The organism is Thioalkalivibrio sp. ALE30, from assembly GCF_000377465.1.
Taxonomy (GTDB): Bacteria; Pseudomonadota; Gammaproteobacteria; order Ectothiorhodospirales; family Ectothiorhodospiraceae; genus Thioalkalivibrio.
In genome coordinates this window covers 552525-578110 of sequence record NZ_KB898168.1, presented here as the reverse complement: position 1 = coordinate 578110, position 25586 = coordinate 552525, and the positions used below count along the sequence as shown (strand labels likewise).

26 protein-coding genes are annotated in these 25586 nt (G+C 68.4%); 17 read left to right on the top strand and 9 right to left on the bottom strand.

Features of this window, described 5'->3' with window-relative positions:
* Positions 1 to 31: 31 nt before the first annotated feature.
* From D107_RS0102610 to truD, 4 genes are read left to right on the top strand one after another with little or no spacing between them, the layout of a single operon-like run.
* Positions 32 to 556, top strand: a complete 525-nt coding sequence (locus D107_RS0102610; RefSeq protein ID WP_018880704.1) for a tetratricopeptide repeat protein — start codon at positions 32 to 34, stop codon at positions 554 to 556.
* Positions 549 to 2525, top strand: a complete 1977-nt coding sequence (locus D107_RS0102605; protein WP_018880703.1) for an ATP-dependent DNA helicase — start codon at positions 549 to 551, stop codon at positions 2523 to 2525. The genes D107_RS0102610 and D107_RS0102605 overlap by 8 nt, the downstream gene beginning before the upstream one ends.
* On the top strand, positions 2516 to 3199 hold the full coding sequence (gene tsaB / locus D107_RS0102600; protein WP_018880702.1) for a tRNA (adenosine(37)-N6)-threonylcarbamoyltransferase complex dimerization subunit type 1 TsaB: 684 nt from the start codon (positions 2516 to 2518) through the stop codon (positions 3197 to 3199). The genes D107_RS0102605 and tsaB overlap by 10 nt, the downstream gene beginning before the upstream one ends.
* Entirely contained in the window at positions 3196 to 4272 is a 1077-nt protein-coding gene (truD, locus tag D107_RS0102595) for a tRNA pseudouridine(13) synthase TruD (RefSeq protein WP_018880701.1), read from the top strand. Before tsaB ends, truD begins: the two co-directional genes overlap by 4 nt.
* Before the next feature lie 11 nt (positions 4273 to 4283).
* On the opposite strand, the gene D107_RS0102590 is transcribed toward truD, so the two are convergent.
* The 3 genes from D107_RS0102590 to D107_RS0102580 all read right to left on the bottom strand — a co-directional run bounded on the left by D107_RS0102590 (position 4284) and on the right by D107_RS0102580 (position 6641).
* Positions 4284 to 4715, bottom strand: a complete 432-nt coding sequence (locus D107_RS0102590) for a PAS domain S-box protein (RefSeq protein WP_026280423.1) — start codon at positions 4713 to 4715, stop codon at positions 4284 to 4286.
* Between the two features lie 221 nt (positions 4716 to 4936).
* Positions 4937 to 5545: a DUF3365 domain-containing protein gene (locus tag D107_RS0102585; protein ID WP_018867398.1), complete on the bottom strand. Its 609-nt coding sequence runs from the start codon at positions 5543 to 5545 to the stop codon at positions 4937 to 4939.
* Between the two features lie 538 nt (positions 5546 to 6083).
* Complete coding sequence (locus tag D107_RS0102580) at positions 6084 to 6641, bottom strand: Smr/MutS family protein (protein WP_018867399.1); 558 nt, start codon at positions 6639 to 6641, stop codon at positions 6084 to 6086.
* A 109-nt stretch (positions 6642 to 6750) separates the two neighbouring features.
* Between D107_RS0102580 and surE the strand changes: the two genes are divergently transcribed.
* From surE to rpoS, 5 genes are read left to right on the top strand one after another with little or no spacing between them, the layout of a single operon-like run.
* A complete protein-coding gene (gene surE, locus D107_RS0102575; RefSeq protein ID WP_018875374.1) occupies positions 6751 to 7521 on the top strand; it encodes a 5'/3'-nucleotidase SurE in 771 nt (256 codons plus the stop codon).
* A complete protein-coding gene (locus tag D107_RS0102570; protein ID WP_018867401.1) occupies positions 7511 to 8176 on the top strand; it encodes a protein-L-isoaspartate(D-aspartate) O-methyltransferase in 666 nt (221 codons plus the stop codon). The genes surE and D107_RS0102570 overlap by 11 nt, the downstream gene beginning before the upstream one ends.
* A 56-nt stretch (positions 8177 to 8232) precedes the next feature.
* Entirely contained in the window at positions 8233 to 8817 is a 585-nt protein-coding gene (locus D107_RS0102565; RefSeq protein WP_018867402.1) for a YqaA family protein, read from the top strand.
* 3 nt (positions 8818 to 8820) lie between these two features.
* Entirely contained in the window at positions 8821 to 9606 is a 786-nt protein-coding gene (locus tag D107_RS0102560) for a peptidoglycan DD-metalloendopeptidase family protein (protein ID WP_026279289.1), read from the top strand.
* Positions 9607 to 9629: 23 nt separating this feature from the next.
* Positions 9630 to 10718, top strand: a complete 1089-nt coding sequence (gene rpoS / locus D107_RS0102555; RefSeq protein ID WP_018867405.1) for an RNA polymerase sigma factor RpoS — start codon at positions 9630 to 9632, stop codon at positions 10716 to 10718.
* Between the two features lie 27 nt (positions 10719 to 10745).
* On the opposite strand, the gene D107_RS0102550 is transcribed toward rpoS, so the two are convergent.
* Positions 10746 to 11120, bottom strand: coding sequence for an Mth938-like domain-containing protein (locus tag D107_RS0102550; RefSeq protein ID WP_018875375.1), 375 nt, complete (start codon positions 11118 to 11120; stop codon positions 10746 to 10748).
* A gap of 189 nt (positions 11121 to 11309) precedes the next feature.
* On the opposite strand from D107_RS0102550, the gene alaC reads away from it, so the two are divergent.
* From alaC to thrC, 3 genes are all read left to right on the top strand, one after another.
* Entirely contained in the window at positions 11310 to 12533 is a 1224-nt protein-coding gene (gene alaC, locus D107_RS0102545) for an alanine transaminase (RefSeq protein ID WP_018875376.1), read from the top strand.
* Positions 12534 to 12607: 74 nt separating this feature from the next.
* Positions 12608 to 13921 (top strand): homoserine dehydrogenase, encoded by a 1314-nt coding sequence (locus tag D107_RS0102540; protein ID WP_018867408.1) that lies wholly within the window; start codon positions 12608 to 12610, stop codon positions 13919 to 13921.
* A gap of 40 nt (positions 13922 to 13961) precedes the next feature.
* Positions 13962 to 15104 (top strand): threonine synthase, encoded by a 1143-nt coding sequence (thrC, locus tag D107_RS0102535; RefSeq protein ID WP_018877754.1) that lies wholly within the window; start codon positions 13962 to 13964, stop codon positions 15102 to 15104.
* Positions 15105 to 15126: 22 nt separating this feature from the next.
* Here the strand turns inward: thrC and D107_RS0102530 are convergent, their stop codons facing one another.
* Positions 15127 to 15912, bottom strand: coding sequence for a RibD family protein (locus tag D107_RS0102530; RefSeq protein WP_018880700.1), 786 nt, complete (start codon positions 15910 to 15912; stop codon positions 15127 to 15129).
* Positions 15913 to 16106: 194 nt separating this feature from the next.
* Between D107_RS0102530 and ribA the strand changes: the two genes are divergently transcribed.
* On the top strand, positions 16107 to 17252 hold the full coding sequence (gene ribA / locus D107_RS0102525; protein ID WP_026280724.1) for a GTP cyclohydrolase II RibA: 1146 nt from the start codon (positions 16107 to 16109) through the stop codon (positions 17250 to 17252).
* An 8-nt stretch (positions 17253 to 17260) separates the two neighbouring features.
* On the opposite strand, the gene D107_RS0102520 is transcribed toward ribA, so the two are convergent.
* Positions 17261 to 18064, bottom strand: a complete 804-nt coding sequence (locus D107_RS0102520) for a creatininase family protein (RefSeq protein WP_018867412.1) — start codon at positions 18062 to 18064, stop codon at positions 17261 to 17263.
* A gap of 31 nt (positions 18065 to 18095) precedes the next feature.
* Positions 18096 to 18875: an FkbM family methyltransferase gene (locus D107_RS0102515; protein ID WP_038032756.1), complete on the bottom strand. Its 780-nt coding sequence runs from the start codon at positions 18873 to 18875 to the stop codon at positions 18096 to 18098.
* Between the two features lie 126 nt (positions 18876 to 19001).
* Here D107_RS0102515 and D107_RS0102510 point away from each other — a divergent pair, with 126 nt between their 5' ends.
* From D107_RS0102510 to D107_RS0102500, 3 genes are read left to right on the top strand one after another with little or no spacing between them, the layout of a single operon-like run.
* On the top strand, positions 19002 to 20159 hold the full coding sequence (locus D107_RS0102510) for a ChaN family lipoprotein (RefSeq protein ID WP_026280723.1): 1158 nt from the start codon (positions 19002 to 19004) through the stop codon (positions 20157 to 20159).
* A 3-nt stretch (positions 20160 to 20162) separates the two neighbouring features.
* Positions 20163 to 22133: a M1 family metallopeptidase gene (locus D107_RS0102505; protein WP_018880697.1), complete on the top strand. Its 1971-nt coding sequence runs from the start codon at positions 20163 to 20165 to the stop codon at positions 22131 to 22133.
* Positions 22123 to 22545, top strand: a complete 423-nt coding sequence (locus D107_RS0102500) for an HIT domain-containing protein (RefSeq protein WP_018875382.1) — start codon at positions 22123 to 22125, stop codon at positions 22543 to 22545. Before D107_RS0102505 ends, D107_RS0102500 begins: the two co-directional genes overlap by 11 nt.
* Positions 22546 to 22571: 26 nt before the next feature.
* Here D107_RS0102500 and D107_RS0102495 read toward each other — a convergent pair whose 3' ends face one another.
* Positions 22572 to 23219, bottom strand: a complete 648-nt coding sequence (locus D107_RS0102495) for an OmpW family protein (RefSeq protein ID WP_018880696.1) — start codon at positions 23217 to 23219, stop codon at positions 22572 to 22574.
* A 95-nt stretch (positions 23220 to 23314) separates the two neighbouring features.
* Complete coding sequence (locus D107_RS0102490; RefSeq protein WP_018880695.1) at positions 23315 to 24019, bottom strand: SDR family NAD(P)-dependent oxidoreductase; 705 nt, start codon at positions 24017 to 24019, stop codon at positions 23315 to 23317.
* A gap of 60 nt (positions 24020 to 24079) precedes the next feature.
* On the opposite strand from D107_RS0102490, the gene D107_RS0102485 reads away from it, so the two are divergent.
* Positions 24080 to 25582 carry a DUF1538 domain-containing protein gene (locus D107_RS0102485; protein WP_018880694.1) on the top strand — a complete coding sequence of 501 codons (1503 nt, stop codon included), beginning with the start codon at positions 24080 to 24082 and terminating at the stop codon, positions 25580 to 25582.
* The last annotated feature ends 4 nt before the right edge of the window (positions 25583 to 25586 follow it).

The following is a 25586-nucleotide window of genomic DNA, read 5'->3' as shown; positions in this document are numbered from 1 at the left end:
TATTGCAGAGGACCGGTCCCGGAAGCCGCGGATGGCCAAGGGCGGCTGGCGGGCGGTACAGGGCGCGGGTGTCGTCGCGCTGGCGCTTGTGCTGGCGGCCTGCGCGACCCCGGCGCCGCGCGATGCCGGCGCGCCCGCGCCCGACGCGACCGAGAGGGCCGTTTATGAGGATCCGGCGCAAGAGGAGCGTGATGCACCCGAGCCGGAACGCGAGCCAACCCCTGGCGCGGCCCTGCAGCTGGCCCAGCAGGCCGAGTCGGCGCGCCAGGCCGGGGATACCGCGCGGGCGGAACAACGCCTGGAACGGGCCTTGCGCATCGCGCCACGGGATGCGGGCCTCTGGCATCAGATGGCCGCGCTGCGGCTGGAACAGGGTCGCCACGAACAGGCCGAGCGCCTGGCGGAGCGTTCCCTGCGGCTGGCGGGTAGGACCGACCGCGAGCTCGGGCTGAAAAACTGGCGCGTGATCCTCGCGGCGCGCGAGGCCCTGGGCGATGCCGCCGGTGCCGAGGAGGCCCGCGAGGCGATCCGCCGTCTGGAAGCCGACGTTGTCTGACGCGGCGGCGGGATCGGCGGCCGTTCACGCCCTGAGCCCGGGGGGCGACCTGGCGGAGGCCGTTGCCGGCTTTCGCCCGCGCGAGCCGCAGCAGCGCATGGCCGTGGCGGTGGAGGAGGCCCTGGCCACCGCACCCACCGCCCTGCTCGTCGAGGCGGCCACCGGGGTGGGCAAGACCTTCGCCTATCTGGTGCCGATCCTGCAGGCGCGCCGCCGCGCCCTGATCTCCACCGGTACCAAGACCCTGCAGGACCAGCTCTTCGAACGCGACCTGCCGGTGGTCTGCGAGGCGCTGGGCTATCGCCCGCGCGCAGCCCTGCTGAAGGGCCGGGCCAACTACCTTTGCCACTATCGCCTGGAACTGGCCGCGGCCGAGGCGGGCGGGGCGACCGGTGGCGGAGTACGCCGTGACCAGTTGCCGGTGATCGAGGCCCTGCAGCGGTTCGCGCGCACCAGTGACACCGGGGATCTGGGGCTGGCCGGGATCCTCGCGGAGGACTCGCGACTCTGGCCGCAGGTCACCTCGACCGTGGACAACTGCCTGGGCGGGGAATGCCCGAACTACAACGACTGCTTTGTGGTGCAGGCGCGCAAGCGTGCCCAGGAGGCGGACGTAGTGGTGGTCAACCACCACCTGCTGCTCGCGGACATGGCCCTGAAGGAGGAGGGCTTCGGAGAACTGCTGCCCGAGGTGGACGCGGTGATCGTCGACGAGGCGCACCAGTTGCCGGATATTGCCGGATCGTTCTTCGGGATTGCCGTCGGCACGCGCGCCCTGCGGGAGCTGGCGCGGGACACGCGACGTGAACAGGAGCAGCATGCCCCGGAGATGCTGGACATTCGCCAGCGGGTCGCGGAACTGGAGGCGTGCGTCGCCGAGTTCCTCGAGGCGTCGCGGACCTGGGAGGGGCGTTCCAGCTGGGATACGGTCAACCCGGAGGGTGCCCTGGATCCGTTGCTGGACCGCCTCGACGCGACTCTGGGGTTTGTCGGGGACGCGCTGGAGGCCGCCGCGGCACGGGCGCCGGGGCTGGAGCAGCTGCGCGGGCGCAGCGCCCTGTTGCTGGAGCGCCTGCGGGAATGGCGCGAGGAGACCCCGGATACCGTGGCCTGGGCCGAGCGCTTCAGCCAGAGCCTGACGCTGCATCGGACGCCGCTGGATGCGGCGCGTCCGCTCGCGCAGCGCCGGGCCGCGCGCCCGGCGGCATGGATCTTTACCTCGGCCACGCTGGCCGTGGGAGAGGACTTCAGCCATGCGGCGCGGCGCCTCGGACTCCCCGCGGACGTGGCCAGCGAACGCCTGGACAGTCCCTTCGATTTTCCCCGTCAGGCCTGCCTGGTGCATCCGCAGCCACCGCTTCCCAATCCCAACGATCCGGGATATACCCGGGCCTGCATTGCCTGGGCGTGGCCGCTGTTGCGGGACAACCCGGGGGGCGGGTTCTTCCTGTTTACCAGTCACCGGGCCTTGCAGGAGGCGGCCGCTATCCTGCGCGCCGAACTGCCACGCGACCGCGAGCTGCTGGTACAGGGCGAACAGCCGCGGGGCGATTTGCTGGCGCGGTTTCGCGAATCGGGGACGGCCTGGCTGCTGGGGGCCCACAGCTTCTGGGAAGGGGTGGACATCCGCGGCGAGGCGCTGTCGATCGTGATCATCGATCGCCTGCCGTTCGCCGCGCCCAACGATCCCGTCCTGCAGGCGCGCGCGTCCGCGCTGGAGGCCGAAGGTCGGTCGCCGTTCATGGAGTTCACCCTGCCGCAGGCCGTGCTGGCCCTGAAGCAGGGCGCGGGGCGGTTGATCCGGGATGCCGATGATGCCGGCATCCTGGGCCTGTGCGATCCGCGTTTGACCGGAAAATCCTACGGCCGGCGCTTTCTCGCCAGCCTGCCGCCGTTCCATCGCACCCGGGAACCGGCGGCCGCGCTGCGCTTCCTGGAGCAGGCCCGGGAGACGAATACATGCGCCTGATTGCGCTCGAAACCGCAACTGAACAGTGTTCGGCCGCGCTGTATGTCGATGGCGAGATCCTTGGCGTTGCCGAGCGCGCGGCGCGGCGCCACGGGGAATTGATCCTGGGGCAGGTGGAACAGCTGCTGCGCGAGGCGGATATCCCGCGCGCCAGCCTGGATGGCGTGGCGGTGGGCCGCGGCCCCGGGGCCTTCACGGGCGTCCGCCTCGGTCTGGGGGTGGCACAGGGGATGGCTTTCGCGCTGGATCGCCCCGTGGTGCCGGTCTCCACGCTGCAGGCCCTGGCGCAGCAGGCGCTGCGGGAGGGGCGACGGCCGGCAGCCGTACTGGCGGCACTGGACGCGCGCATGGGCGAGATTTACTGGAGCCTTTGTCCGGTCCGGGGGGACCGCGTGGAGACGGCGGCGGAACAGGTCGGGGCGCCTGCCAGCCTGGTGCCTGCCTGGCCCGAGGGCGAGCGTTTCGGTCTGGGCTCCGCGTTTGCCGCCTACCCTGAACTGGCGGCCGCGCAGGGGCTGGCCATGGCCGCCGTGGATCCCGACGCGCTGCCGGATGCCCGCGAGATCGCCCTGCTGGGGGTGGACGCCTGGGAGCGCGGCGAGGCCGTGGCCCCCGAGTATGCGCAGCCGGAGTATATCCGCAACGATGTCGCCCGCCCGGCCACGCCGCGATGAGCCGGGAAACCGAAAACGACGCCACTCCCTACCCGTGGTTGCCGCCGCTGGTCGCCACGATCAAGGCGGAGCCGGAGGACTTTCGGGTCGAGGAGGTACCCGCCACGACGCCCGAGGGGCAAGGCGAGCATGTCTGGCTGGAGATCGAGAAGCGCCTGCTGAACTCGGAGGACGTGGCCGTGTGGCTGGGACGCGAGTCAGGTGCGGGACGCGGCCGGGTGAGCTACGCCGGGCGCAAGGACCGTCAGGCCGTTACCCGCCAGTGGTTCAGCGTGCAGTGCCCGCCCGAGTCCGAGCCGGATTGGGCCGGCCGGGCCGAGGCCTGGAATACCGCACAGGAGGCCGAGGCGACGGGCAGCTGGATGCGGGTGCTGCGCGTGATGCGCCACGCGCGCAAGCTGCGCACCGGCCACCTGGCCGGCAACCGCTTCGAGATCCGACTGGGCGCCGTGCAGGGTGACCGGGCGGCGGCGGAATCGATCCTGGCGGCGGTGCGTGACGGGGGCATCCCGAATTACTTCGGCGCGCAGCGCTTTGGTCGCGATAACCTGGAACGGGCGCGCGCCTGGCTGGGTGGCGGGCGGGCGCCGCGCAGCCGCAATCAGCGCAGTCTCCTGCTCTCCGCCGCGCGCTCGGCGATCTTCAACGCGGTACTCGCGGCCCGCGTGCGCCGTGGCGACTGGGATCGGCTGTTGCCGGGGGACGTGGCCAATCTGGAAGGCTCCGGCAGCGTGTTCGCGGTACCGGAGGTGGATGCCGAGCTGGAGGCCCGTGCCGCCCGTCTCGACATCCACCCGACCGGGCCCCTGTGGGGCCGTGGCGCCATGCTGACGGCGGGCGAGGTGGCGGCGCTGGAGGCGGCCATCGCTGCAGAAGAACCGGTATTGGCGGAAGGGCTGGAGCAGGAGGGTGTCCGGGCCGCCCGCCGATCACTGCGCATGGTACCGCGGGCCGTTGCATGGCGCTGGGAGGGCGACGACCTGTGGTTGTCGCTGGAACTGGGGGCCGGGGAATATGCGACGGGGGTCCTGGACGCGATTGGCAACGCGCGGGACGCGGACCGGTCGGGCTGACCGGGGCGGGCTCAGGCGGAGTTCTTGAGCTTGCTTTCGGCGCGTTCGGCGCGCTGTTCGGCCTCCACGCGGTCGGTGATGTCCTTCTGGATGCCGATGTAGTACGTGAGCCGGTCCTCGTCGTTGAATACCGGGGTCAGCGACAGTTCGTTCCAGAACAGGCTGCCGTCCTTGCGGTAATTGCGCAGGGTCACGCGGCAGGGGCGGTTTTCCTCGATGGCCGAGCGGATCTCCTGGCGCACCTCCTGATCGGTGTCGCTGCCCTGGAGGAACCGGCAATCGCGGTAGAGGATCTCTTCGGAGCGGTAGCCGGTGAGTTCTTCGAAGGCCCGATTGACGTAGATCAGGATGTTGTCATCGCCCTCGCGCTCGGCGATGACGATGCCGTCATTGGAGGCATCCACGGCGAGGGCGAGGAGTTCGGCGTCTATCGTTCGGGTCATAAACGTGTAGCGATCTGGTCTGCGAGTCGAGCGCGCCAGGGCCCTGTACCGGGCGCAACCTCCGCGCTTGTATGGCACGAAAATAGCACGTTCCGGTGCCACTGTGTTCAAAAATCGGACACCAGCCGGGATGTTTTCGCGTGGCGCGGACATAAAAAAGGCCGCCCGAAGGCGGCCTTTCTCGATGGGGTCCGGGCTGTTCGCCGGAGCCACACGAAGATTCACATCTCCTGGGTCACGGTGAAGGCGCCGCGCACGTCACCCTCGCGGAAGCCGGTCGCCTGATCTTCGGGGTACAGACGTTCCAGCGCGTGCTTTACTTCGCCGCTGACCTCGGATCCGTGGCAGGTGAGGCAGGCCCCGCCGGTCGGGATGGCGGCCATGAAGCGGAACTTCGGCTCGCCGTCTTCGGCCTCGACCACGCCGAAGCGGGGCGGGAGATCCGCGGCCGGGGTACCAGCCGCGTGCTGGGCCTCGAAGCCCTGCAGGGTGAGGCGTTCCCAGCGGTCCGGGGCGTTGTTCTGGTTACGCAGCTTCAGGCTGGTGCGACCGATCTCAATGCCGGTCTCGGCCGAGATGTCACGTGCAATCTCGGGGGCGCGTTCGTTGCAGACCTGGATGGCCTCGGTCGGGCCGCCCGATTGCATGGCGGACATCAGCTCGCCCTGCAGGGTGCTGGCGAACTTCTGGATGGCGTCACGATTGGCGGCGATGCGTTCCTGCAGATCATCCTGGCTCAGCTGGGGCATCGTGTCGGCACTGGCGTAGCCGCTGCCGGCGGTGAATGCGATCAGGCCGAGGGCCAGGGGGGCAAGCTTCCAGTTCTTCATGGCAAATACCTCGCAGTGCAGAGTCCGTTGCGTCCTGTACCTATACAAGAGCTGTACAAAGCATGGACCGATCGTGGTTGGAATGCAAGGAAGGGCGTACGGAAAGGATAGCCGGCCGGGCTAGCCAATTCCGTAAAACACCTCACAGGCCTCGACTCAGTCTAAGCGTGAATATCGCGAATTGCGAATATGGCAAGGGCCGTATGTGAGTGCGCCGTTGGTTGGGGCGGTCACGGCCCGTTCGCATGGGGTCTCAGGGAGACGCTGATTTAATCGCACGTCCGCGCTCGAGTCGCTTTTGCGTGCGAACAAGGCGCGGTGACTGCCGTGCAGTTATTCTGCACAAGGGAACCGCAACGCTGTTCGCGCGCAAAAGCGGCCGATCCCCTGCTTTCAATGGCTTGTGGGGTTGGTGCCCCCTGTTCCCCGATCCTGCGTTGCGCCGCTTGCGGGTAGAACCACTACCCGCTGCACGACGCGCCTTGTCTCGGAAAACAGGGGGCACCAACGCGGACGTGCGATTAAATCAGCGTCTCCCTCAGCGAGCGGAATCCGGGTTGCGCGGGCGTTTGAGCAGGACGTAGACCGCCCCGGTTCCACCATCGGCCGGGCGTGCGGAACAAAAGGCCAGTACGTCGTCGCGCTGGCGCAGCCAGTGGTCGGTGAGGCCCTTGAGGACCGGGCCTTGCTGGCGCGAGCGCAGTCCCTTGCCATGCACGATGCGAACGCACAGGGCTCCTTCCCGGCGGGCGTCATCCAGGAACAGGCCGATGGCGCGGCGCGCCTCGTCGGCGAACAGGCCATGCAGGTCGATCTCGTCCTGGATGCGGTAATGCCCGCCGCGCAGCTTGCGGAATACCCGCTGGCTGATACCCGGGCGCGCGAAGCGGAGTTCATCGCCGGGCTGCAGGTCAGCGGCGTTGAGTGGATCGCTGAGCCAGTCGGCGTGGGCCTGGGCCTCGTCGGCGTCGCGTTGGCGGGCCCGGGCGGCGGGTCGCGGCGGCCGCACGTCGGCCTGATCGCTGTGGAGTCGACGAACGTTGCCAACCGCCTGCAGGAATTCGTCGAAATCGTTGGGATCATCCCCGGAGTTCATGGCAGGATACTCGCACTTTTCGGGGGGCGGGCGCGATCGTGTCGAGCGACGGGCCCGGCCCGGACGGTTTCCAGTATATTAAGAGCCCTCTCAACGGCCCCTTTCCTGCATGCGCATTCTGGTTAGCAACGACGATGGAATTCACGCCCCGGGCATTCAGTGCCTGGCGACGCATCTGCGCCGGATTGCCGAGGTCCATGTGGTGGCGCCCGACCGCGATCGCAGTGGCGCCAGCAACAGTCTGACCCTGGTGCGGCCGCTGCGCACGCGTCACCTTCAGGGGGGCGACGTGCAGGTGGACGGGACGCCGACCGACTGTGTCCACCTGGCGATCACCGGCCTTTTGCAGCAGGAACCGGACGTGGTGATCTCCGGCATCAACGCGGGTGCCAACATGGGGGATGACGTGCTTTATTCGGGCACGGTCGCCGCCGCGATGGAGGGGCGCTTCCTGGGACTCCCGGCGATCGCGGTTTCGCTGGTGGGGCCGGACCTGCGCCATTACGACGCCGCCGCGAGCGTGGTGGTCGAGCTGCTGGACCGCATCAATCGCGTGCCGCTGCCGGCGGCCACCATCCTGAACGTGAACGTCCCCGATCTGCCGCGCGCGGAGATCCGCGGGGTCCAGGCCACGCGCCTGGGGCATCGCCACCGGGCCGAGCCGATGATTGCGGACGAGGATCCCCGCGGGCGTCCGATCTACTGGGTCGGGCCGGCCGGTTCGGAACAGGATGCCGGGCCCGGTACGGATTTCCATGCGGTGCGCGAGGGGTATGTCTCGGTCACGCCGATCCAGGTGGACCTGACCCGCTTTGACGCGATCGATACGGTAGGGCGCTGGCTGGACGATTCCCTGCCGGAGGCTGGGCATGGTTCCTGATGCCGCCGGCGCGGGCCTGACCTCGCAGCGGGCGCGCGATCGCCTGGTCCGGATCCTGGAAGGGCAGGGGATTCGCGATCCACGGGTCCTGGAGGCCGTGCGCAGCATCCCGCGCCACCTGTTCGTGGAAGAGGCTCTGGGGCACCGTGCCTACGAGAACACGGCCTTGCCGATCGGTCATCGCCAGACCATTTCCCAGCCCTTTATCGTTGCGCGGATGACCGAGGCCCTGCTGGAAGGTGACCGCCCGCGCACGGTCCTGGAGATCGGGACGGGCTCGGGCTATCAGGCCGCCGTGCTGGCCCAGATCGTGGATCGGGTGTTTTCGGTGGAACGCATCCAGGCGCTGAGCCGCAACGCGCGCGAGCTTCTCAGTCGTCTGGGGATCAACAACGTGAACCTGCGCCACAGCGACGGTGGGGAAGGGTGGCCGGAGAAGGGGCCGTTCGACGGCATCATCCTGACCGCCGCTCCCCGGGAGGTGCCGGAGGCGCTGCTGACCCAGCTGGCGCTGGGCGGCCGGTTGGTCGCGCCGGTGGAGGGTCCGGACGGGCGCCAGCAACTGGTGCGCTACACCCGGACGGAGGAGGCCTACGTGCGCGACATCCTGGATGCCGTGATGTTCGTGCCCATGCTACCGGGGGCCGAGCAGTGACGCGGGTGACGCCCCTTCCGGGTGGGTGTGACTGAGCCGATGGTGGTGTGGCGCCGATGAAGCTCTTCGAGCCCCTATACGACCGGGTGATGGGATGGTCCCGTCACCCCCATGCGCCGCGCTATCTGGCCGGGCTTTCGTTCGCCGAATCCTCGTTCTTTCCGGTCCCGCCGGACGTGATGCTCGCGCCCATGGCGGCCGCTCGCCCGCGCTCGGCCTGGCGTCTGGCCGCGCTGACGACACTGTTTTCTGCCCTCGGCGGTCTGCTGGGTTACCTGATTGGCTGGCTGGCGTTCGAGTGGATCGGCCCCTGGTTGCAGCAGGTGGGGTATGGCGAGGAGTTGCGCCAGGCCGAGGCCTGGTTCGCGACCTGGGGGGTATGGGTGGTGCTGATTGCCGGTTTCTCGCCGATCCCCTACAAGCTGTTCACCGTCACCGCCGGGGCCTTGTCGATGGCCTTGCTGCCGTTCTTCATCGCCTCGCTGGTCGGGCGCGGGCTGCGCTTCTTTCTGGTGGCGCTGTTCATGGCCTGGGCCGGTCCGCGCGCGGAGCAGCACCTGCGCCCGTACATGGAACGCCTGGGCTGGGCCGCAGTGATCCTGCTGGTCGCGGTCATGGCGGTTTACCTGGTCATGGACTGACCGATGCGCCTGCACGCGGTTCAGGGGGTGCTGACGATCGTACTGCTGGCCCTGATCGTGGGCACGCTGGCCGGTTGCGCGGCGCGGGCCCCCAGCGGGAGCGGGGCCTCGATGCCGGATACGCACGTCGTGCAGCGCAACGAGACGCTTTATCGAATTGCCCAGCGCTATGGGCTCGAATGGCGTGACCTCGCGCGGCGCAACGCGATCGATGCCCCCTATTTGATCCACCCGGGTCAGCGCCTGCGGCTGCGGGGCGCCGCCCGCTCGTCCCCGCCCAGCGCGCCTCAGGCATCGTCCGCGCCGAGTTCGCGATCGTCCTCGTCCGGCAGTTCCGGGAGTGGCAGCAGCTCCAGCAGTGGGGCGTCCAGCTCGACCTCCAGCAGTTCGAGTTCCAGTCCGAGTTCGGCGCCTGCCGATCCGGGGGGCTGGCAATGGCCCGCGGACGGCCAGGTATTGCGCGGCTTCTCCAGTAGCGGCACGCGGCGAGGCCTGGCGATCGGCGGCGAACGTGGAGATAACGTCCGCGCGACGCGGGCCGGCGAAGTGGTCTATGCAGGCGGCGGTCTCGTGGGGTATGGTCGATTGGTCATCCTCAAACACGATGCGCGGTTCCTCAGCGCCTACGGGCACAACGATGAACTGCTGGTTTCGGAGGGTGACCGGGTGCAGGCGGGTGACACGATCGCGCGTCTGGGCTCGTCGGGGGCCGAGCGCCCGATGCTGCATTTCGAGATCCGGGTGGATGGGACGCCGGTAGACCCGACGCGCTATCTCCCGGATCGCTGAAACGATCAAGAGCAGGACACTACATGGCCAAGACCCGGCAGCCGGTGGACCCGGAACTGGATGACGAACGCCTGACCGAAGGCCCGGCCGAGGACGAAGACGGGGAGGCGCTGCCCGAAGATCTGGCCCGGCCGGTCGAGTCCATGCAAGCCCCCGAAGATCCTGAAGATGCCGAGGACGACGCGGCGCAGGTGGCCCCCGAGGTCACGGTTGGCCTTGAGCCGGAAACCGAGGCCCCCGTGCGGCCGAAGACCCTGCGTGATGCCCGGCCGGCCGAGCTGGATGCCATCCAGATCTACCTGCGCGATATCGAGTACCGCCCGCTGCTGACCCCCGATGAAGAACGCAAGTACGCCCGGCTGGCACGTCAGGGCGATGACGCCGGTCGGCGCCGCATGATCGAGTGTAACCTGCGGCTGGTGGTAAAGATTGCCAGGCGTTACCTCAACCGGGGGCTGCCACTGCTGGATCTGATCGAGGAAGGCAACCTCGGTCTGATGCACGCGGTCGAGAAGTTCGACCCGGAGCGGGGGTTCCGGTTTTCCACCTATGCGACCTGGTGGATCCGCCAGACCATCGAGCGGGCCCTGATGAATCAGGGGCGGACGATCCGCATTCCCGTGCATGTCAGCAAGGAACTGCGCATGCATGCGCGGATCGCGCGCAACCTGACCCAGGAACTCGGCCGCGACCCGAGCGAGGAGGAGCTGGCGCAGCGCCTCGGCAAGCCGGTGGCCGAGATCCAGAAGCTGCGCGCGATGTCGGAACCCTCGACCTCGATGGACCTGCCGTCGGGCCCGGACGGGGACCGCTCGCTGACCGATATCCTGGCCGATGCGAATGCCCCGGAGCCCTCCACACTGCTGGAGGATCAGGACCTCCACCATCTGGTGGAGGCCTGGCTGGCGGAACTCGATCACAAGCAGCGCGAGGTGCTGGTGCGTCGGTTCGGGCTGCACGGCTTCGAACGCTCGACGCTGGAGCAGGTGGGGTCGGAGATCGGCGTGACCCGCGAACGCGTGCGGCAAATCCAGATGGATGCCCTCAAGCGGCTGCGCAAGCTGCTCGAATCGCGCGGGATGAAGGGCGACGAGGTCCTGCCGAACTCCTGACCCGGGTTCCCCGGGCGGCGGTACGACTTACCCCTCGATGATCAGGGCCGCGGCGACGTCGCGGCCCTCCGCCATGATCAGGTTGTAGGTGCGGCAGGCCGCCGCGGTATCCATGATCTCCACGCCCAGCCCCTGCGCCCGCAGGTGTCGCCAGACCGCACGGTCCGGAAACCGCTGCAGCTCGCCGGTGCCGATCAGCAGCACCTCGGGCGGGGTGTCCAGTACGGCTTGCAGGTGATCCACCCGCAGCTCGTCCGCCGCCTGCACCGGCCAGTCGGTTTGCAGCTGGTGCGGGCGGACAATCAGGCTGCGGCTGTGGGCCACCTGATTGATCCCGACGCGACCGGTCTCGTAGCCGGTCACGATGTAGGACTCTTCGCTGGTGACTTCGGAGAACAGCATGCTGCGTACGCTACTCCGGCGCCGTGAATGACTCAAGAATGCGCGCCCTCACCAGAGGGCGGCGGCGCCCCGATTCGTTGACAGGTCCGGGCCCGGGTTATACTTTGGCGCGCTTTCCGGTGCGGCATCCGGAGGGGCCTACAGGGTCCCGGAAAACAACCGCCAAGGCCCCAACCAGGACCCAGACCCGTGACCGACGTCTTCCCCCGTATTGAGCGCCTCCCGCCCTACGTCTTCAACATCGTGAACCAGTTGAAGGCCGAGGCCCGCGCCCGTGGCGAGGACATCATCGACTTCGGGATGGGCAACCCCGACCAGCCGACGCCGCAGCACATCGTGGACAAGCTGTGCGAGGCGGCCCAGCGCGGCGATACCCATCGCTACTCCGTGTCCAAGGGCATCCCGCGCCTGCGTCGTGCGATCACACGCTGGTACAAGACCCAGTTCGACGTGGATCTGGACCCGGAGACCGAGGCCATCGTGACCATCGGTTCCAAGGAGGGCCTGGCGCACCTGGCACTGGCGACCCTGGGGCCGGGGGATGCCGTCCTGGTGCCGAACCCGGCGTATCCCATTCATCCGTATGGCTGCGTGATCGCCGGCGCCGACGTGCGCCATGTGCCGCTGACGCCGGATGTCGACTTCTTCGCCGAGCTGGAGCGGGCGATCCAGGACTCCTGGCCGAAGCCGAAGATGCTGATCCTGAACTTCCCGGCGAACCCGACCACGCAATGCGTGGATCTCGAGTTCTTCGAGCGGGTGGTGGCGATCTGCAAGGAACACGGCATCTGGATCGTGCACGACCTGGCCTACGCCGAGATCAGCTTCGACGGCTACAAGGCGCCGTCGATCTTCGAGGTGCCGGGTGCCAAGGACATTGCGGTGGAGTTCTACACCCTGTCCAAGACCTACAATATGCCCGGCTGGCGCGTGGGCTTCATGTGCGGCAATCCGACGCTGGTGGCCGCCCTCGCGCGCATCAAGTCCTACCTCGATTACGGGACCTTTACCCCGATCCAGGTGGCCGCGATCGCGGCGCTGGAAGGTCCGCAGGACTGTGTCGAGGAGATCCGCGAGTTGTACCGCGTGCGCCGGGATGTACTCTGCGACGGCCTCAACAAGCTCGGCTGGCAGGTGGAAAAGCCGAAGGCGACCATGTTCGTCTGGGCCCCGATCCCGGAACCGTACCGCGAGATGGGATCGCTGGAGTTCGCGAAGAAGATGCTGCGTGACGCCAAGGTGGCCGTCTCGCCGGGTATCGGGTTCGGCAACTATGGCGATGACCACGTGCGCTTCAGCCTGATCGAGAACGAACAGCGCACCCGCCAGGCGCTGCGCGGGATCAAGGCGATGTTCCGGGCCGACTCGATCCTCGCCGACGCGGCCGAGGAAAGCTCGGGTTCGAACGCCTGAGGCGCGCGGGCCGCGATCCGAATGCAATCAACACCGGGCGCCGGAAGGCGCCTGACGTCAAGGACAGCAAGGCTATGACGCCGGTAAAGATCGGAATTCTTGGACTGGGTACGGTGGGCTGCGGCACGGTGAACGTGCTGGCGCGCAATGGCACCGAGATCGCCCGCCGCGCGGGTCGCGATATCCAGGTCGTGGCGGCCGCCGCGCGCGATGTCAACCGCGAGCGGGAATGTGACTGTTCGCAGATTCGGCTGACCACCGATCCGGCGGCGGTCGTGAATGACCCCGAGGTTGAGGTCGTCGTCGAACTGATGGGCGGCACGGACCCGGCCCTGAACCTGGTGCTGGCCGCGATCGACGCCGGCAAGCACGTGGTCACCGCGAACAAGGCGCTGATCGCGCTGCACGGCAACACGATCTTCGAGCGCGCCCAGCAAAAGGGCGTGATGGTCGCCTTCGAGGCCGCGGTGGCCGGTGGCATCCCGATTATCAAGGCGATTCGCGAGGGCCTGGCCGGCAACCAGATCGAATGGCTGGCCGGCATCATCAACGGCACCGGCAACTTCATCCTGACCGAGATGCGCGACAAGGGTCGCGATTTCGAGGACGTGTTGGCTGAGGCCCAGGCACTGGGCTATGCCGAGGCCGACCCGACCTTTGACGTGGAAGGCATCGACGCGGCCCACAAGCTCGCGATCCTGGCCTCCATTGCCTTTGGCATTCCGCTGCAGTTCGACCGCGTGGCGGTGGAAGGCATCAGCAACATCACCCGCGAGGATGTCGGTTTCGCCGCCGAGCTGGGCTACCGCATCAAACACCTGGGTATCGCCCGGCGCACGCCCAAGGGCTACGAGCTGCGGGTGCACCCCACGCTGATCCCGGAACGCCGGTTGATCGCCAACGTGGACGGCGTGATGAACGCGGTGCTGGTCAACGCCGACGCCGTGGGCCCGACGTTGTACTACGGTGCGGGCGCGGGCGCGGAGGCCACCGCCTCGGCCGTGGTGGCCGATCTGGTCGACGTGGTGCGTGCCCTGACCACCGATCCCGAGAATCGCGTGCCGCATCTGGCCTTCCAGCCGGATGCCCTGTCGGACAAGCCGGTGCTGGATCTGGCGGACGTCGAGACGTCGTTCTACCTGCGTCTGCGCACGCAGGACCGTCCGGGCGTGCTGGCCGACATCACCCGCATCCTCGGCGAGCACGGCATCAGCATCGAGGCGATCCTGCAGCGTGAACCGGATCCGGAGCGCGGCGAGGCCACGATCATCATGCTCACGCACAAGGTGCGCGAGGGTGCGATGAACGAGGCGATCGCGGCGCTGGAAGCGCTGGATCACCTGCTGACCCCGATTACCCGTATCCGCATGGAAGGGCTGGCGCGCTGATCCCGGCGCCCGGACTGCAACCGCAACGACAGAGAACATCATGGCCTTTGGACACCGCTATACCGGACTGATCGAACGCTACCGCGACCGCCTGCCGGTGCATGACGACACCCGCATCATCTCGCTGGGCGAGGGCAACACGCCGCTGATCCGGCTGAACAACATCCCGCGTGATCTGGCGCGGGAGGTCGAGATCTACGTGAAGTTCGAGGGGCTCAACCCCACCGGTTCGTTCAAGGACCGCGGCATGACCATGGCCGTGACCAAGGCGGTCGAAGAGGGCTCGCGGGCGATCGTCTGCGCCTCCACCGGCAACACCTCCGCGGCGGCGGCTGCCTATGCCGCCCGCGCCGGGATTACCGCGTTCGTGGTGATCCCGGATGGCAAGATCGCGATGGGCAAGCTGGCCCAGGCGATGATGCATGGCGCGACGGTGATTCAGATCGAGGGCAACTTCGACGACGGCATGCGCCTGGTGAAGGAAGTGGCCTCCAACACCCCGGTCACCCTGGTGAACTCGGTCAATCCGTATCGCCTGCAGGGCCAGAAGACCGCCGCTTTCGAGATCGTCGAGGAGCTGGGTCGGGCCCCGGACTATCACTGCCTGCCGGTGGGCAACGCGGGTAACATCACCGCGCACTGGATCGGCTACAGCGAGATGGCGGCCAAGAGCAGCGACGACGTGACCGATGCCTGCGCCTATTGCAAGGGCCACTGCAAGTATGCCGGAGGCGGCATGGTGGGCAACCGCCCGCATATGGTGGGCTACCAGGCCTCCGGCTCCGCGCCGTTCATGCGGGGAGCGATGGTGGACAACCCCGATACCGTGGCGACCGCGATTCGCATTGGCCATCCGCAGTCCTGGGACATGGCGTGGAAGGTGCGCGAAGAGTCGGGTGGCTGGTTCGACGAGTGTCAGGACGACGAGATCCTGGCCGCGCAGAAGCTGCTGGCCGAGAAGGAGGGCGTGTTCTGCGAGCCGGCCTCGGCCGCATCCCTGGCCGGCGCCCTGCGCGACATCCGCGACGGCAAGATCCCGGAAGGCTCGACGGTCGTGTGCACGCTCACGGGCAACGGACTGAAGGACCCGGACACCGCGATCGCGCAGAGCGTGGTGCAGCCGACCAAGGTGCCGGCCGAGCTGGACGCGGTCTCCCGCGCGATTCGCGACAACCTGAGCTGAGGCCACGCCGTGCCGGCCGGCCTCAGGGCTTGCTGCGCAGGTCCAGGTCGAACAGGGTGTCACCCCCCAGTCGGAAGATCCGGCAGGGCGGGCGCAGGGCCTGATCCAGCGAGTCGATCTCCGGCAGGGTGACGCCGGGGCGCCCGGACCCGATCAGCATCGGTGCGATGGTGAGGTGCAGACGGTCCAGGGTGTCGGCCTGCAGGAAGCGCGAAACCGTTTGCCCGCCACCCTCGACCAGCAGGCGGTGCAGGCCCATCTCCGCCAGCCGCCCGCGGATCTGTGCCGGGTCGAAGCGCCCGTCGTCCCCGGTGGGCATCTCCAGGCATTCCACGTGTTCGGGAAGCCCGCAGGGCCCGTAGCCGGCCGCGTGGAGGACGAGCGTGCGGACCTCGGCATGGCGGAAGACATGGGCATCGGCGGGGATGCGGCCGTCGGGGTCCAGGATCACGCGCACCGGATTCGGGCCCTCGGTCTTGCGCACGGTCAGACGGGGGTCGTCCGCGACCACGGTTCCGGCGCCGACGATGACGGCATCCACCAGGGCCCGCAGGCGGTGCAGGCGCTCGATATCCTCGGGGCCGGTGACGTAGTGCGAATGGCCGCTGGCAGTGGCGATGCGTCCGTCCAGGCTTTGCCCGAGCTGGGCCACGGTGATGCTGGGCGCCTCGACGACGGGGCCGTAGAGATCCAGCAATTCGTGGGCGCCCGGCGCCAGGGGCCCGGGCAGGGGGCAGCAGCCGGGCTCGGCCCGCTGGGCCAGCAGCCAGCGCCAGGCTTGCTCCTCGGTGACCGGATATGCCGTCATGCCGCAAATTCCGGGGTTACGGGACCGCGACCGGCCAGTTGGGGTAGGCTAGGGGCCGATCTCCCGCACGCGTATCCGATCAGTCCCGAATCCGGCAGGTTCCTGATGACACGTCTGGAGTATCCGGGGCTCGCCTTCGGGGAATTCGCGGGTTGCGGGCGGGTCATAAACAAAACTCCCTATGGACGTACCCGATGCACAACGCCGATCGCGGGATCTTTGATCTGCGCCGGGGCCATCCGGTCCTGGTAAGTGGTTCGCAGTCGAGTGTACTCGTTGCGGCCGTCGAGGGTCTGACCCCCGTTCTGCTGGATCGTTTGACCCACATGACCGGGGCGTCGCCTCGACTGATTCTAACTGCGCACCGGGCCTCTGCAATGGGCTGGGCCCAGCCGCTGCAGGAAGGCTGGGAGGGCGTGGCCCTCGAGTTCGCCCCGGACACCGATCCCGAGGCGCTGTTTACTCTGGCCAGTGCCCCCGAGGCCTCGAACGAGGCCGGACACCCCGATGCCGCCCTCGGCCAGCCGACGGTGACGCGGGCATTGCCGGCGGAAGTCGCCGCCCTGGAACTGGTGCGGGCGGGTCGCCTGTTGCCGGCAGTGGTGGCCGCCCCGGTGCCCGAACCGGTGCCCGAGGCGATTCACTCGGCGCTTGCCGATGGCATGTTCCTCGATGTAGACGAGCAGGAGGCCCGGGCCGTGGCCCAGCATCCGCGGCTGGAGCTGGCCTATGTCAGCGAGGCCCCCGTGCCGCTCGCGGATGCTCCGGTCACGCGCTTCATGCTGTTCCGCGAGGGGAACGGGATTCTGGAGCATGTGGCCGTTTTGATCGGCGAGCCCCGGGACTGGCCCGAGGCGGTCCCGGTGCGACTGCATTCGGCCTGCCTGACCGGCGATCTGTTCGGTAGCCTGCGCTGCGACTGCGGCGACCAGTTGCGGCTGGGCGTGAAGACCATCAACGAGTCGGGTGGGGGCGTACTGCTGTACCTGGCGCAGGAAGGCCGCGGCATCGGGCTGGCCAACAAGCTGCGCGCCTACACCATGCAGACGGCCGGTCTGGACACCATCGACTCCGACTGCCAGCTGGGCTTCGAGGCGGACGGGCGGCGCTACGATGCGGCCGTGGAGATGCTGGAATTCCTGGGTATCGATACCGTCCGTCTGCTGACCAACAACCCCGGCAAGATCGAGGCGCTGCGGGCCGGCGGCATCGACGTGGTGGCGCGCGAGCCGGTGCACGGCAAGCTGAATCCGCACAACCTGCGCTACCTCAGCACCAAGGCCGACCGCGGCGGTCACTGGCTGCAGGAACTGCTGGCCTCGGAGGCCGAGCGCGGCTGAGGGACCGGTCAGGCGCGCAGTTGCGCCAGATCGAAGCGGGCCGTGTCCCGGATGGCGGCGGCCAGGATTCCGGCATAGTGCGCCACCAGGCGTTCGCCGAGGTCCGCGGTCGCCGCGCGGGCATCGCCCACCACCCCCGAAGGGTTGAGGTCCTGCGCCATCCAGGCGAAGGACGCGCGGCCCTCGGGTTCCAGCACCTCCATTGTCTCGGCCAGCGTGGCCCCCAGCGACGGCGCGTCCGCGGCCGCGTCCATGTGGACGGTCTCCGGCGCGAGGAAGCGCATCATCGCAGTCTCGATCAGCCCTCCGTGCAGGCCGTGGCGGAGTTCCTCGGCCGGGATGCCGAATTCGGACGGCGGGGGCTGGGTGAAGTAGTGATGCTTGACCACCAGCATACTGTGGTCCCGGCGCAGCTCCAGCGCGGCCAGGTCGCAGATCGCGGTGTTGCCGCCGTGGCTGTTCACGATCAGCAGTCGGCGAAGACCGCTGCGTGCCACGCTCTCGCCAAGATCACGCAGCAGGGCCAGCGCGGTCTCGGGGCGCAGGGTCAGCGTGCCAGAGAAGTCAGTGTGTTCATGACTGGTAGCGACGGCCACGGGCGGAAGGACGACCCGCGGCAGATCTGCCGGAAGGGTCTTGCAGGCCGCCTGCAGGAGACCGAGGCCGATGCGGTAGTCGGTGTCCAGCGGGAGGTGCGGGCCGTGTTGCTCGATCGCCGACAGGGGCAGGAGCGCAACGGCGTCGCGCGCGGCGAGTTCGGCGATCCCGGCGCTTGTACGGTCCTGCCACCAGAGGAGGTCTCGGGCACTCATGCGTCCAGCCTTGCCGCCTGGGGGCGTGGCGTCAAGCGACAGGGCGGCGGGCATAGAGATCGCCCGAACCCAGGCGGTCGCCGTGTGCCTCCAGCCAGGTCAGGATTTCCGCGCCGGACTGCCATTGGGCAAAGCGGTACCGGCGTTGTTCGCCGGGGATCAGGTTGTACTCGTAGGTATCGAGCGCGTCCAGTTGCCGGAGGCAGTCGCGGGTGACGTCCAGCGCACCGGCGACGAATTCGAACGAGAGGGCCGGGACCGCGTGGGTGAGTCCGCGCAGGACCTCGGCCTCCAGGCCTTCGACATCGATCTTGCAGAAGGCGGGGGTGCCGTATTCCTCGATCAACTGGTCGAGGGTGACCATGGGGACCGTGATCTCGTCGTCCCAGTGCACGTGCTGGAAGCTCCGGTTGTGGTTGCGCAGCGATCGGACCCAGGGGCGCGAAGCCGAGGAGACCGTGGGGTGGCGCCGGCTGATCTGCAACTGCGCGGAGCCGGGGCGCGGCCCGGCGACCTCGCGGCGGATCGCGATACCCGGCCGGCCGCGCACGGCGCGCCGCAACCAGGGCAGGAGCTGGGGCTGGGGTTCCAGTGCCACGACCCGGGCGCCCAGGGCGGCAAAGGCCAGGGTGCGGTCGCCGACGTGGGCCCCGATGTCGAACACCAGGTCCCCGGGCTGGACCAACGGGGCATACATGCGCTGCAGGCCTCGCTGCCGGCCAGGGCGGCGGTAGATGATCAGCGAGCGCAGGACACCTATCGCCTGGTCCAGCCAGGCCATGCGGGAAGGGCTTTGCGGGGATGTATTCATCCCGGCAGGCTAACCGAGCCGGGGCCACGGGGGAACGCCGGCGGTCTAGCAGAGTCTTCAGGAGGGTTGGCCGTTACGTGCCTGGCACGAGCGGCCGGGTAGAACGGGCGGGACGAGGAGCGATGCATGAATGCAGGTTTTCGGATGCTGAAACGGCTGGTTTCTTCGGGTCTGCTGGCCGTTTCGCTGGTGAGCGTTGCCCAGGCCGGTGATGACTGTGCCGCCGCTGGCGTCTGGTCGGCGCCGGGCGGCGAGCGGCTGGATACGGCCGAGTTGTATGCCGACCTGGCAAGGCGTGATGCGGTCCTGCTGGGCGAGCGCCATGACCGAATGGATCATCATCGCTGGCAATTGGCGACCCTGGCGGCACTGCATGGGTATCGCCCGGACCTGGTGATCGGCCTCGAGATGCTGCCGCGTTCCAAACAGCCGGTCCTGGATGCCTGGGTCGCGGGCGAACTGGACCCGGAGGCCTTCCTGGAAGCGAGTGGCTGGTATACCCACTGGGGCTTCGATCCCGACCTGTACTGGCCCATCCTGCACTTCGCCCGTTTGCATGACGTGCCCCTGCTGGCGCTGAACCTGGAGCGGGAGTCGATCCGGCGGCTGGGCCATGAAGGCTGGGACGCGTTGGACGAGGAGGCACGCGACGGCGTGTCCGCCCCGGCCGCGCCCAGCGCCGGGTACCGCGCGTATCTGGAATCCGTACTGGAACGCCACCCGGCCGGGATGGGGCCGGATGCGGAGCGCTTTGTCGCGACCCAGGTGGCCTGGGACCGCATGATGGCGGGTGCCATCTCCGCGCATCTCGAGGCGGGCGGCGAGCGTCCTCCGCTGGTGGCGGCGATCATCGGTTCGGGGCATCTGGAATACGGCTATGGGGTACCCCACCAGCTCGCCGATCTGGGCGTGACCGACACGGCGGTGCTTTTGCCGCGCGAGCCCGGGGAATGCGCGGAAACCGACCCGGACCTGGCGGATGCCGTATTCGGGGTCCCGCGCGACGATCGATTCGAACTTTCGGGGGCCCTGCTTGGGGTACACCTGGAGGCCGATGACCAGCCGGGTATTCGCATCCTGCGGGTCCAGCCGGACTCGGTGGGCGAGGCCGCCGGCTTGCAAGCGGGGGACCGCGTCCTGCGGGCCGGGGACCGATCCATCCGCGCGGCGAGCGACCTGCAGCGCGTGGTGCGGGCCGTCGCGCCCGGTACCTGGCTGCCCCTGGAGATCGAGCGCGAGGGCGAGCAGCTGGAGCGGGTAGCGCGTTTCCCGCGCGGGGACTGAACCATGCGAACCGGCTTGCTTGCGGGCGTCATCATCGCCGTAGGATTGCTTCTGGCACCGCTCCCCGGCGGGGCCTCGGTTGCCGGGGTGGTGGTGGTGCAGGTGGAACTGGATGCCGGCCAGTCGCGGCTGGAGGGCCGCTACGAGGCGGACCCGGCGCAGGTGGATCCGGCCACTCTGCGGCGCTTCCGGCTCGATCCGGGGATTGCCGTGGACGCCGTGTCGCTGGGCGGGCACCCCGTCGAGTTCGAGCGTAGCGGAGATGGCTGGCTGGAGCTGGCGCGCGCGCCGGAGGCCGATGCCGGCGCCCTGGTGATTCGCTACGGCGCACGTCTGCCCGCACTGGACGATGCGCGACCCGGAAGCGGATTCCTGGCCCCGGAGGGCGGATATCTGCCGGCGGGGGCGGACTGGTATCCGCGCCGACCGGAGCAGGAGCCGCATGCCGTGCGTATTGAAGTGACCAGTCTCGGCGGCCATCGGGCGGTCGCATCCGGCTCGCAGGTGGCGGAGGAGCGCGAAGGCGACCGGTACCGCACGACCTTCGAACACCCGGCGGGACGCGCGCTGGCCGTGGCCACCGGACCCTGGGACGCGGTCGAGCAGGAGGTTGGAACGGTCACGGTGCGCACGCTGTTTCCGGCTCACCTGGAGGCCGAATTCGGCGCGACCTATCGCGAGCAGGCGGCAGGCTATATCGAGCGCTTCAGCGAGGCGATCGGGCCATATCCCTACGACACTTTCACCATCGCCGCGAGTCCGCGGCCGGTGGGGCTGGCCTTCCCGGGTTTTACGCTGATGGGCGAGCGCGTGATTCCGTTGCCGTTTATCCCCCATACCTCCCTCGGACACGAAGTGCTCCACGCCTGGTGGGGGACGGGGGTGTACGTGGACGCCTCGGGCGGCAACTGGTCGGAAGGGCTGACCACCTTCATGGCCGATTACCAGTTCAAGCGTGATCGTGGTGAGGGGCGTGAGGAGCGCGGGCAGTGGCTGCGTGACTACGCGGCCCTGCCCAGTGGGCAGGACCGGCCACATGGTAGCTTCCGGGGCGGGAATTCCGGCGCCGCGCGGATTGCCGGGTATCACCGTGGAGCGATGCTGTGGCGGACGCTGGAGGACCGGATCGGGGAGGAGGCCCTGCGCGCCGGCGTGCGCGAGCTGTATGCCGAGTGGCTTTTTCGCGAGGCCGACTGGGCGGCCGTGATCGAGGCTTTCGACCGGGAGACGGAGGAGGACCTGCGCCCCTTCTTCGAGCAATGGATCGAACGTACGGGGGCGCCGACGCTGGAACTGGCCGCGCTGCGGCTGGAGCCGCGGGGGGACGGGTGGCAGGTGACGGGGCAACTGCGCCAGGCCGATGAAGACGACCCGTGGCACCTGCGTGTGCCGCTGGTGCTGAAGACCGAGGAGGGGCGCGAAACGCACTGGATCGAGCTGGAGGGCGTGTCCCGGCCAGTTTCGATCAAGACCGACAGGCGGCCGCGGGCGATCGCCGTCGATCCGGACTGGCGGCTGTTCCGGCATCTGGCCGATGGCGAGTCGCCGGAGATTCTGCGTCAGGGCGCCCTGGACCCGGAGGCGAGGGTGTTTGCGCTCGGGGATGCCGGGGCCGCCGAGGTCGCGCCATGGCTGGGGCGTGTGCCCGAGGTCGCGGAGGGCATGGGGGGCACGCGAATCCTGCTGGGCACGCATGCCGCCGTGGCGGAATGGCTGGACGTGCGCGGGCTCGCACCGGAGCCTGCGGCCGTGGAACCGGGCCTGGAAACGGGAACCAGGGCCCGGGCCTGGACGGTCCCTGGCACGCAACTGGTGGTAATCAGCGGCCCGGATGCGGAGGCCCGGCGTGGTGCCGCGGCCGCCTTGCGGCATCGGTCGCACTACAGCTATCTGCTTGCGACCGCGGACGGAGACTGGGAGACGGGCCTCTGGTCGCAACCCGGGATCTGGCAGGAGCTGGCCAATGACGACTGAGTTTCGACTCGATCCGCGGCTCGTCGCGGACACCTGGGCCGTGGCGGAGTGGCCGCTGTCCAGCGTCCGATTGATGGATCACTGGGACTACCCCTGGTTCATCCTGGTCCCGCGGCGCCCCGACCTGCGGGAACTGCATGCACTCGCGGTGGAGGATGCCACCCAGCTGGCCCGCGAATCGCGCGCCCTGGCCCGGGCGATGGAGCAGGCCTTCGTCCCGCGAGCGCTGAACGTGGCCAAGCTGGGCAACATCGTGGAGCAGTTGCATCTGCACCACGTGGCGCGCTTCGAGGGGGACCCGGCCTGGCCCGGCCCCGTCTGGGGTGCGCCGAAATCGCGGGGTCTGGAAACACAAGAGGCCGAGGACCGCATCGCGCGGGTCCTCGGCCTCGTAGAAGACGTCGGCGGTTAGGCCGGCGTCTTGCTTCAGGGTATGCGTCAGAAGCGGTAGCCGACGTTCATCCCGAAGGTCCAGGGGTCGATGTTGACGGTACCGAGATGGGCGCCACCCAGCGACACGTCGGTATCGATGTCGATCCAGCGCACTTCGGCATTCACGAACCAGTTGTCGTCCACCGCGAAGTCGATCCCGGCCTGCACCGCGGCGCCCCAGGAATCGTCGAGGTCGATGTCGGCGCCAAGCGCGTCGCTGGTGTCTTCATCGAAGAAGTAGGTGTAGTTGATGCCGGCACCCACGTAGGGGCGCACCGCGGTACCGGTGTTGAAGTGGTACTGCAGGCTCAGGGTCGGCGGCAGGTGGCGGGTGCTGCCGATGTCGGCACCGCCCACGTTCAGGTCATGCTTGAACGGGATCGCGACCAGGAGTTCCAGACCCAGGTTGTCCGTCATCATGTAGGTGATGTTGCCGGAGGGACGGGTGTTCGAACCCACGTCAACCGGGGCATTGCCGAGGTTTGCGAGTGAGCCGTTGTCGGATTTGGGGGCCACGTGGGTCAGGCCGCCGCGGATCAGCCAGTCGCCGGCGGAGACGTCGGCGTTGGCGGCGGTGGCGTGGGCCGGGATCAGGGCGGCAGGGGCCAGGAGGCCGGCCAGCGCCAGGGAGCGGAAGGTCAGGGTGTGTCGCATGTTCGGTTCCTCCGAAGGCGTGATGGTCGTTCGGAGGTACTATCGCGCCGCGCGTATCAGTATTCGTTGATGCAGATCATCTCCGCTGATGGTTTTCAGAACGGCAATCGCTGGCCCTCGAAGTCGTGGAAACTCCCGGACTGCTCGGCGTCCAGCCGGTCCAGAACATCCAGCAGGCGGCCGGTTGCGTACTCGGGGCTCAGCACCTCTGGCGCGCGCGCCCGATATGGCTCCGACAGGCGGGTGGCGCAGGTGCCGGGCTGCAGGGCGACCACGACGGCCTGACGGTGGCTGAACCGCAGCTCCAGGGCGGTGGTCCGCACGATCTGGTTGAGTGCCGCCTTGGAGGCGCGATAGCTGACCCAGCCGCCGAGGTGATTGTCCTCGATGGAGCCGACCCGGGCCGACAGGGTGGCCAGAACCCCCTTGCGATTGCGCGGGAGCAGCGGTGCCAGGTGCTTGAACAACAGCGCCGGGCCGATGGCGTTGATGGCGAAGGCTCGGGCCATGACGGCCGGATCGAGGTCGCGCAGGCGCTTCTCCGGGCCCTGGCCGTCGATGGTCAGGATGCCGGTGGCATCGAGGATCAGGTCCCACTCGGCGGCCTGCTCGCGCAGCCAGGCGGCGGCACGTTCGATACTGGATTCGTCGAGGAGATCCACGGGCGGGTCGCTGTGGCGCCCCAGTCCGATGACCTGCTCACAGTTCGGGTCCTGTTCCAGGTGTTGCATGAACGCGGCACCGAGGCCGCCCGTGGCGCCGACCACCACGGCGCGATAGGGTATCTGCAGGGATTCCATATACCCTGCGACCGCCAGGCGGGGAATTGATTCCGGGGTCATATCCCGGGAAGGGAGCGCATGAACTTTCTCCACACCCTGGGTCATGCGGCGCGCAATCTCGCGCCCATCGTGATCGTGGTGGCGGTGTTCCAGGCGCTGGTGCTGCGTACGGTGCCGGATGGCCTGCTGTCCATGGTGGTCGGGCTGGCCATCGTGGTCTTTGGCGTGGCGCTGTTCCTGCAGGGTCTGGAGATGGGCATCTTTCCCATCGGCAAGAACCTATCGAATGCGCTGGCCCGGCGGGGTTCGCTGCTGCTGCTGATGGCGTTCGGCTTTACCCTTGGCTTTGCCACGGTGATCGCGGAACCGGCCCTGATCGCGGTCGCGGAGCAGGCGGAGCTGATCAGCGAGGGGCGGATCGAGGGGTTCGTCCTGCGCCTGATCGTCGCGTTGTCGGTCGGGACCGTAGTTGCGCTGGGGATCCTGCGCACGGTGCTGGGCCACCCGCTGCACTGGTACATCCTGACCGGGTATGTACTCGTGGTGCTGGTCACCTTCTTTGCCCCGGAAGAGATCGTCGGTCTGGCCTACGACTCTGGCGGGGTGACCACGAACATCGTGACCGTGCCGCTGGTGGCGGCCCTGGGCCTGGGGCTGGCCGCCTCGATCAGCGGACGGAATCCGCTGCGTGACGGTTTCGGGCTGGTGGCGCTGGCGGTGATGGTGCCGATGATTACCGTGCAGCTCTACGGCATCATCGTGTTCACCGGCGCCGATATCGGGGCGCCGACCAACGCCGAGACCGCCGCGATGGATCCGGACACGGATCTGCCGGGGGCCGAGGGTCACTGGCTGGCCACGATGGGCATGGACCTGCTGCTGATGCTGCGCGACGTGGCGCCGATCATCGCGGTCATCGTGGTGTTCCAGTATTTCGTGCTGCGCAAGCGCATCCCGTATCTGCCGCGGGTGATCTTCGGTTTCGTGCTGGTGGTGCTGGGGCTGTACGCCTTTGTGGTCGGGCTCAAGCTGGGCCTGTTCCCGATCGGCGAGAGCATGGCCGAGCAGCTGATCACCAACGAGCTGTTCCTGTGGGTCTATCTGTTCGCGTTTTCCATCGGTTTTGCCACCACGATGGCGGAACCGGCCCTGATTGCAATCGGCCAGAAGGCGGAGGAGGCGGCGCGTGGCTCCCTGCGCGGCGATGTGATCCGCATCCTGGTGGCGCTGGGGGTAGCCATTGGCATCACCATCGGGGTGCACCGGATCCTGGCGGGCGATTCCATCCACCACTACATCATGGGCGGCTACCTGCTGGTGATCGTGCTGACCATCCTCGCGCCGAAGCAGATCGTGGCGCTGGCCTTCGACCTGGGCGGCGTGACCACCTCGGAGGTGACCGTACCCCTGGTGACGGCACTGGGGATTGGTCTCGCGACGCACCTGGAGGACCGCAACGTCCTGATCGACGGCTTCGGCCTGATCGCGTTTGCGTCCATCTTTCCCATCGTCACGGTGATGCTCTACGCGATCGCCGTGGATCTGTACGAACGCTGGTTCACGCGTAACCAGGAGGAGTAGCGCA

Coding starts and splice junctions, on each gene's coding strand:
- D107_RS0102540 (WP_018867408.1), top strand. CDS start 12,608: ATGACGCCGGTAAAGATCGGAATTCTTGGACTGGGTACGGTGGGCTGC.
- ribA (WP_026280724.1), top strand. CDS start 16,107: ATGCACAACGCCGATCGCGGGATCTTTGATCTGCGCCGGGGCCATCCG.
- D107_RS0102590 (WP_026280423.1), bottom strand. CDS start 4,715: ATGACCCGAACGATAGACGCCGAACTCCTCGCCCTCGCCGTGGATGCC.
- D107_RS0102515 (WP_038032756.1), bottom strand. CDS start 18,875: ATGAATACATCCCCGCAAAGCCCTTCCCGCATGGCCTGGCTGGACCAG.
- D107_RS0102585 (WP_018867398.1), bottom strand. CDS start 5,545: ATGAAGAACTGGAAGCTTGCCCCCCTGGCCCTCGGCCTGATCGCATTC.
- tsaB (WP_018880702.1), top strand. CDS start 2,516: ATGCGCCTGATTGCGCTCGAAACCGCAACTGAACAGTGTTCGGCCGCG.
- D107_RS0102570 (WP_018867401.1), top strand. CDS start 7,511: ATGGTTCCTGATGCCGCCGGCGCGGGCCTGACCTCGCAGCGGGCGCGC.
- truD (WP_018880701.1), top strand. CDS start 3,196: ATGAGCCGGGAAACCGAAAACGACGCCACTCCCTACCCGTGGTTGCCG.
- D107_RS0102485 (WP_018880694.1), top strand. CDS start 24,080: ATGAACTTTCTCCACACCCTGGGTCATGCGGCGCGCAATCTCGCGCCC.
- D107_RS0102505 (WP_018880697.1), top strand. CDS start 20,163: ATGCGAACCGGCTTGCTTGCGGGCGTCATCATCGCCGTAGGATTGCTT.
- D107_RS0102580 (WP_018867399.1), bottom strand. CDS start 6,641: ATGAACTCCGGGGATGATCCCAACGATTTCGACGAATTCCTGCAGGCG.
- surE (WP_018875374.1), top strand. CDS start 6,751: ATGCGCATTCTGGTTAGCAACGACGATGGAATTCACGCCCCGGGCATT.
- D107_RS0102560 (WP_026279289.1), top strand. CDS start 8,821: ATGCGCCTGCACGCGGTTCAGGGGGTGCTGACGATCGTACTGCTGGCC.
- D107_RS0102495 (WP_018880696.1), bottom strand. CDS start 23,219: ATGCGACACACCCTGACCTTCCGCTCCCTGGCGCTGGCCGGCCTCCTG.
- D107_RS0102530 (WP_018880700.1), bottom strand. CDS start 15,912: ATGACGGCATATCCGGTCACCGAGGAGCAAGCCTGGCGCTGGCTGCTG.
- D107_RS0102510 (WP_026280723.1), top strand. CDS start 19,002: ATGAATGCAGGTTTTCGGATGCTGAAACGGCTGGTTTCTTCGGGTCTG.
- rpoS (WP_018867405.1), top strand. CDS start 9,630: ATGGCCAAGACCCGGCAGCCGGTGGACCCGGAACTGGATGACGAACGC.
- D107_RS0102565 (WP_018867402.1), top strand. CDS start 8,233: ATGAAGCTCTTCGAGCCCCTATACGACCGGGTGATGGGATGGTCCCGT.
- D107_RS0102610 (WP_018880704.1), top strand. CDS start 32: ATGGCCAAGGGCGGCTGGCGGGCGGTACAGGGCGCGGGTGTCGTCGCG.
- D107_RS0102520 (WP_018867412.1), bottom strand. CDS start 18,064: ATGAGTGCCCGAGACCTCCTCTGGTGGCAGGACCGTACAAGCGCCGGG.
- D107_RS0102490 (WP_018880695.1), bottom strand. CDS start 24,019: ATGGAATCCCTGCAGATACCCTATCGCGCCGTGGTGGTCGGCGCCACG.
- thrC (WP_018877754.1), top strand. CDS start 13,962: ATGGCCTTTGGACACCGCTATACCGGACTGATCGAACGCTACCGCGAC.
- D107_RS0102500 (WP_018875382.1), top strand. CDS start 22,123: ATGACGACTGAGTTTCGACTCGATCCGCGGCTCGTCGCGGACACCTGG.
- D107_RS0102550 (WP_018875375.1), bottom strand. CDS start 11,120: ATGCTGTTCTCCGAAGTCACCAGCGAAGAGTCCTACATCGTGACCGGC.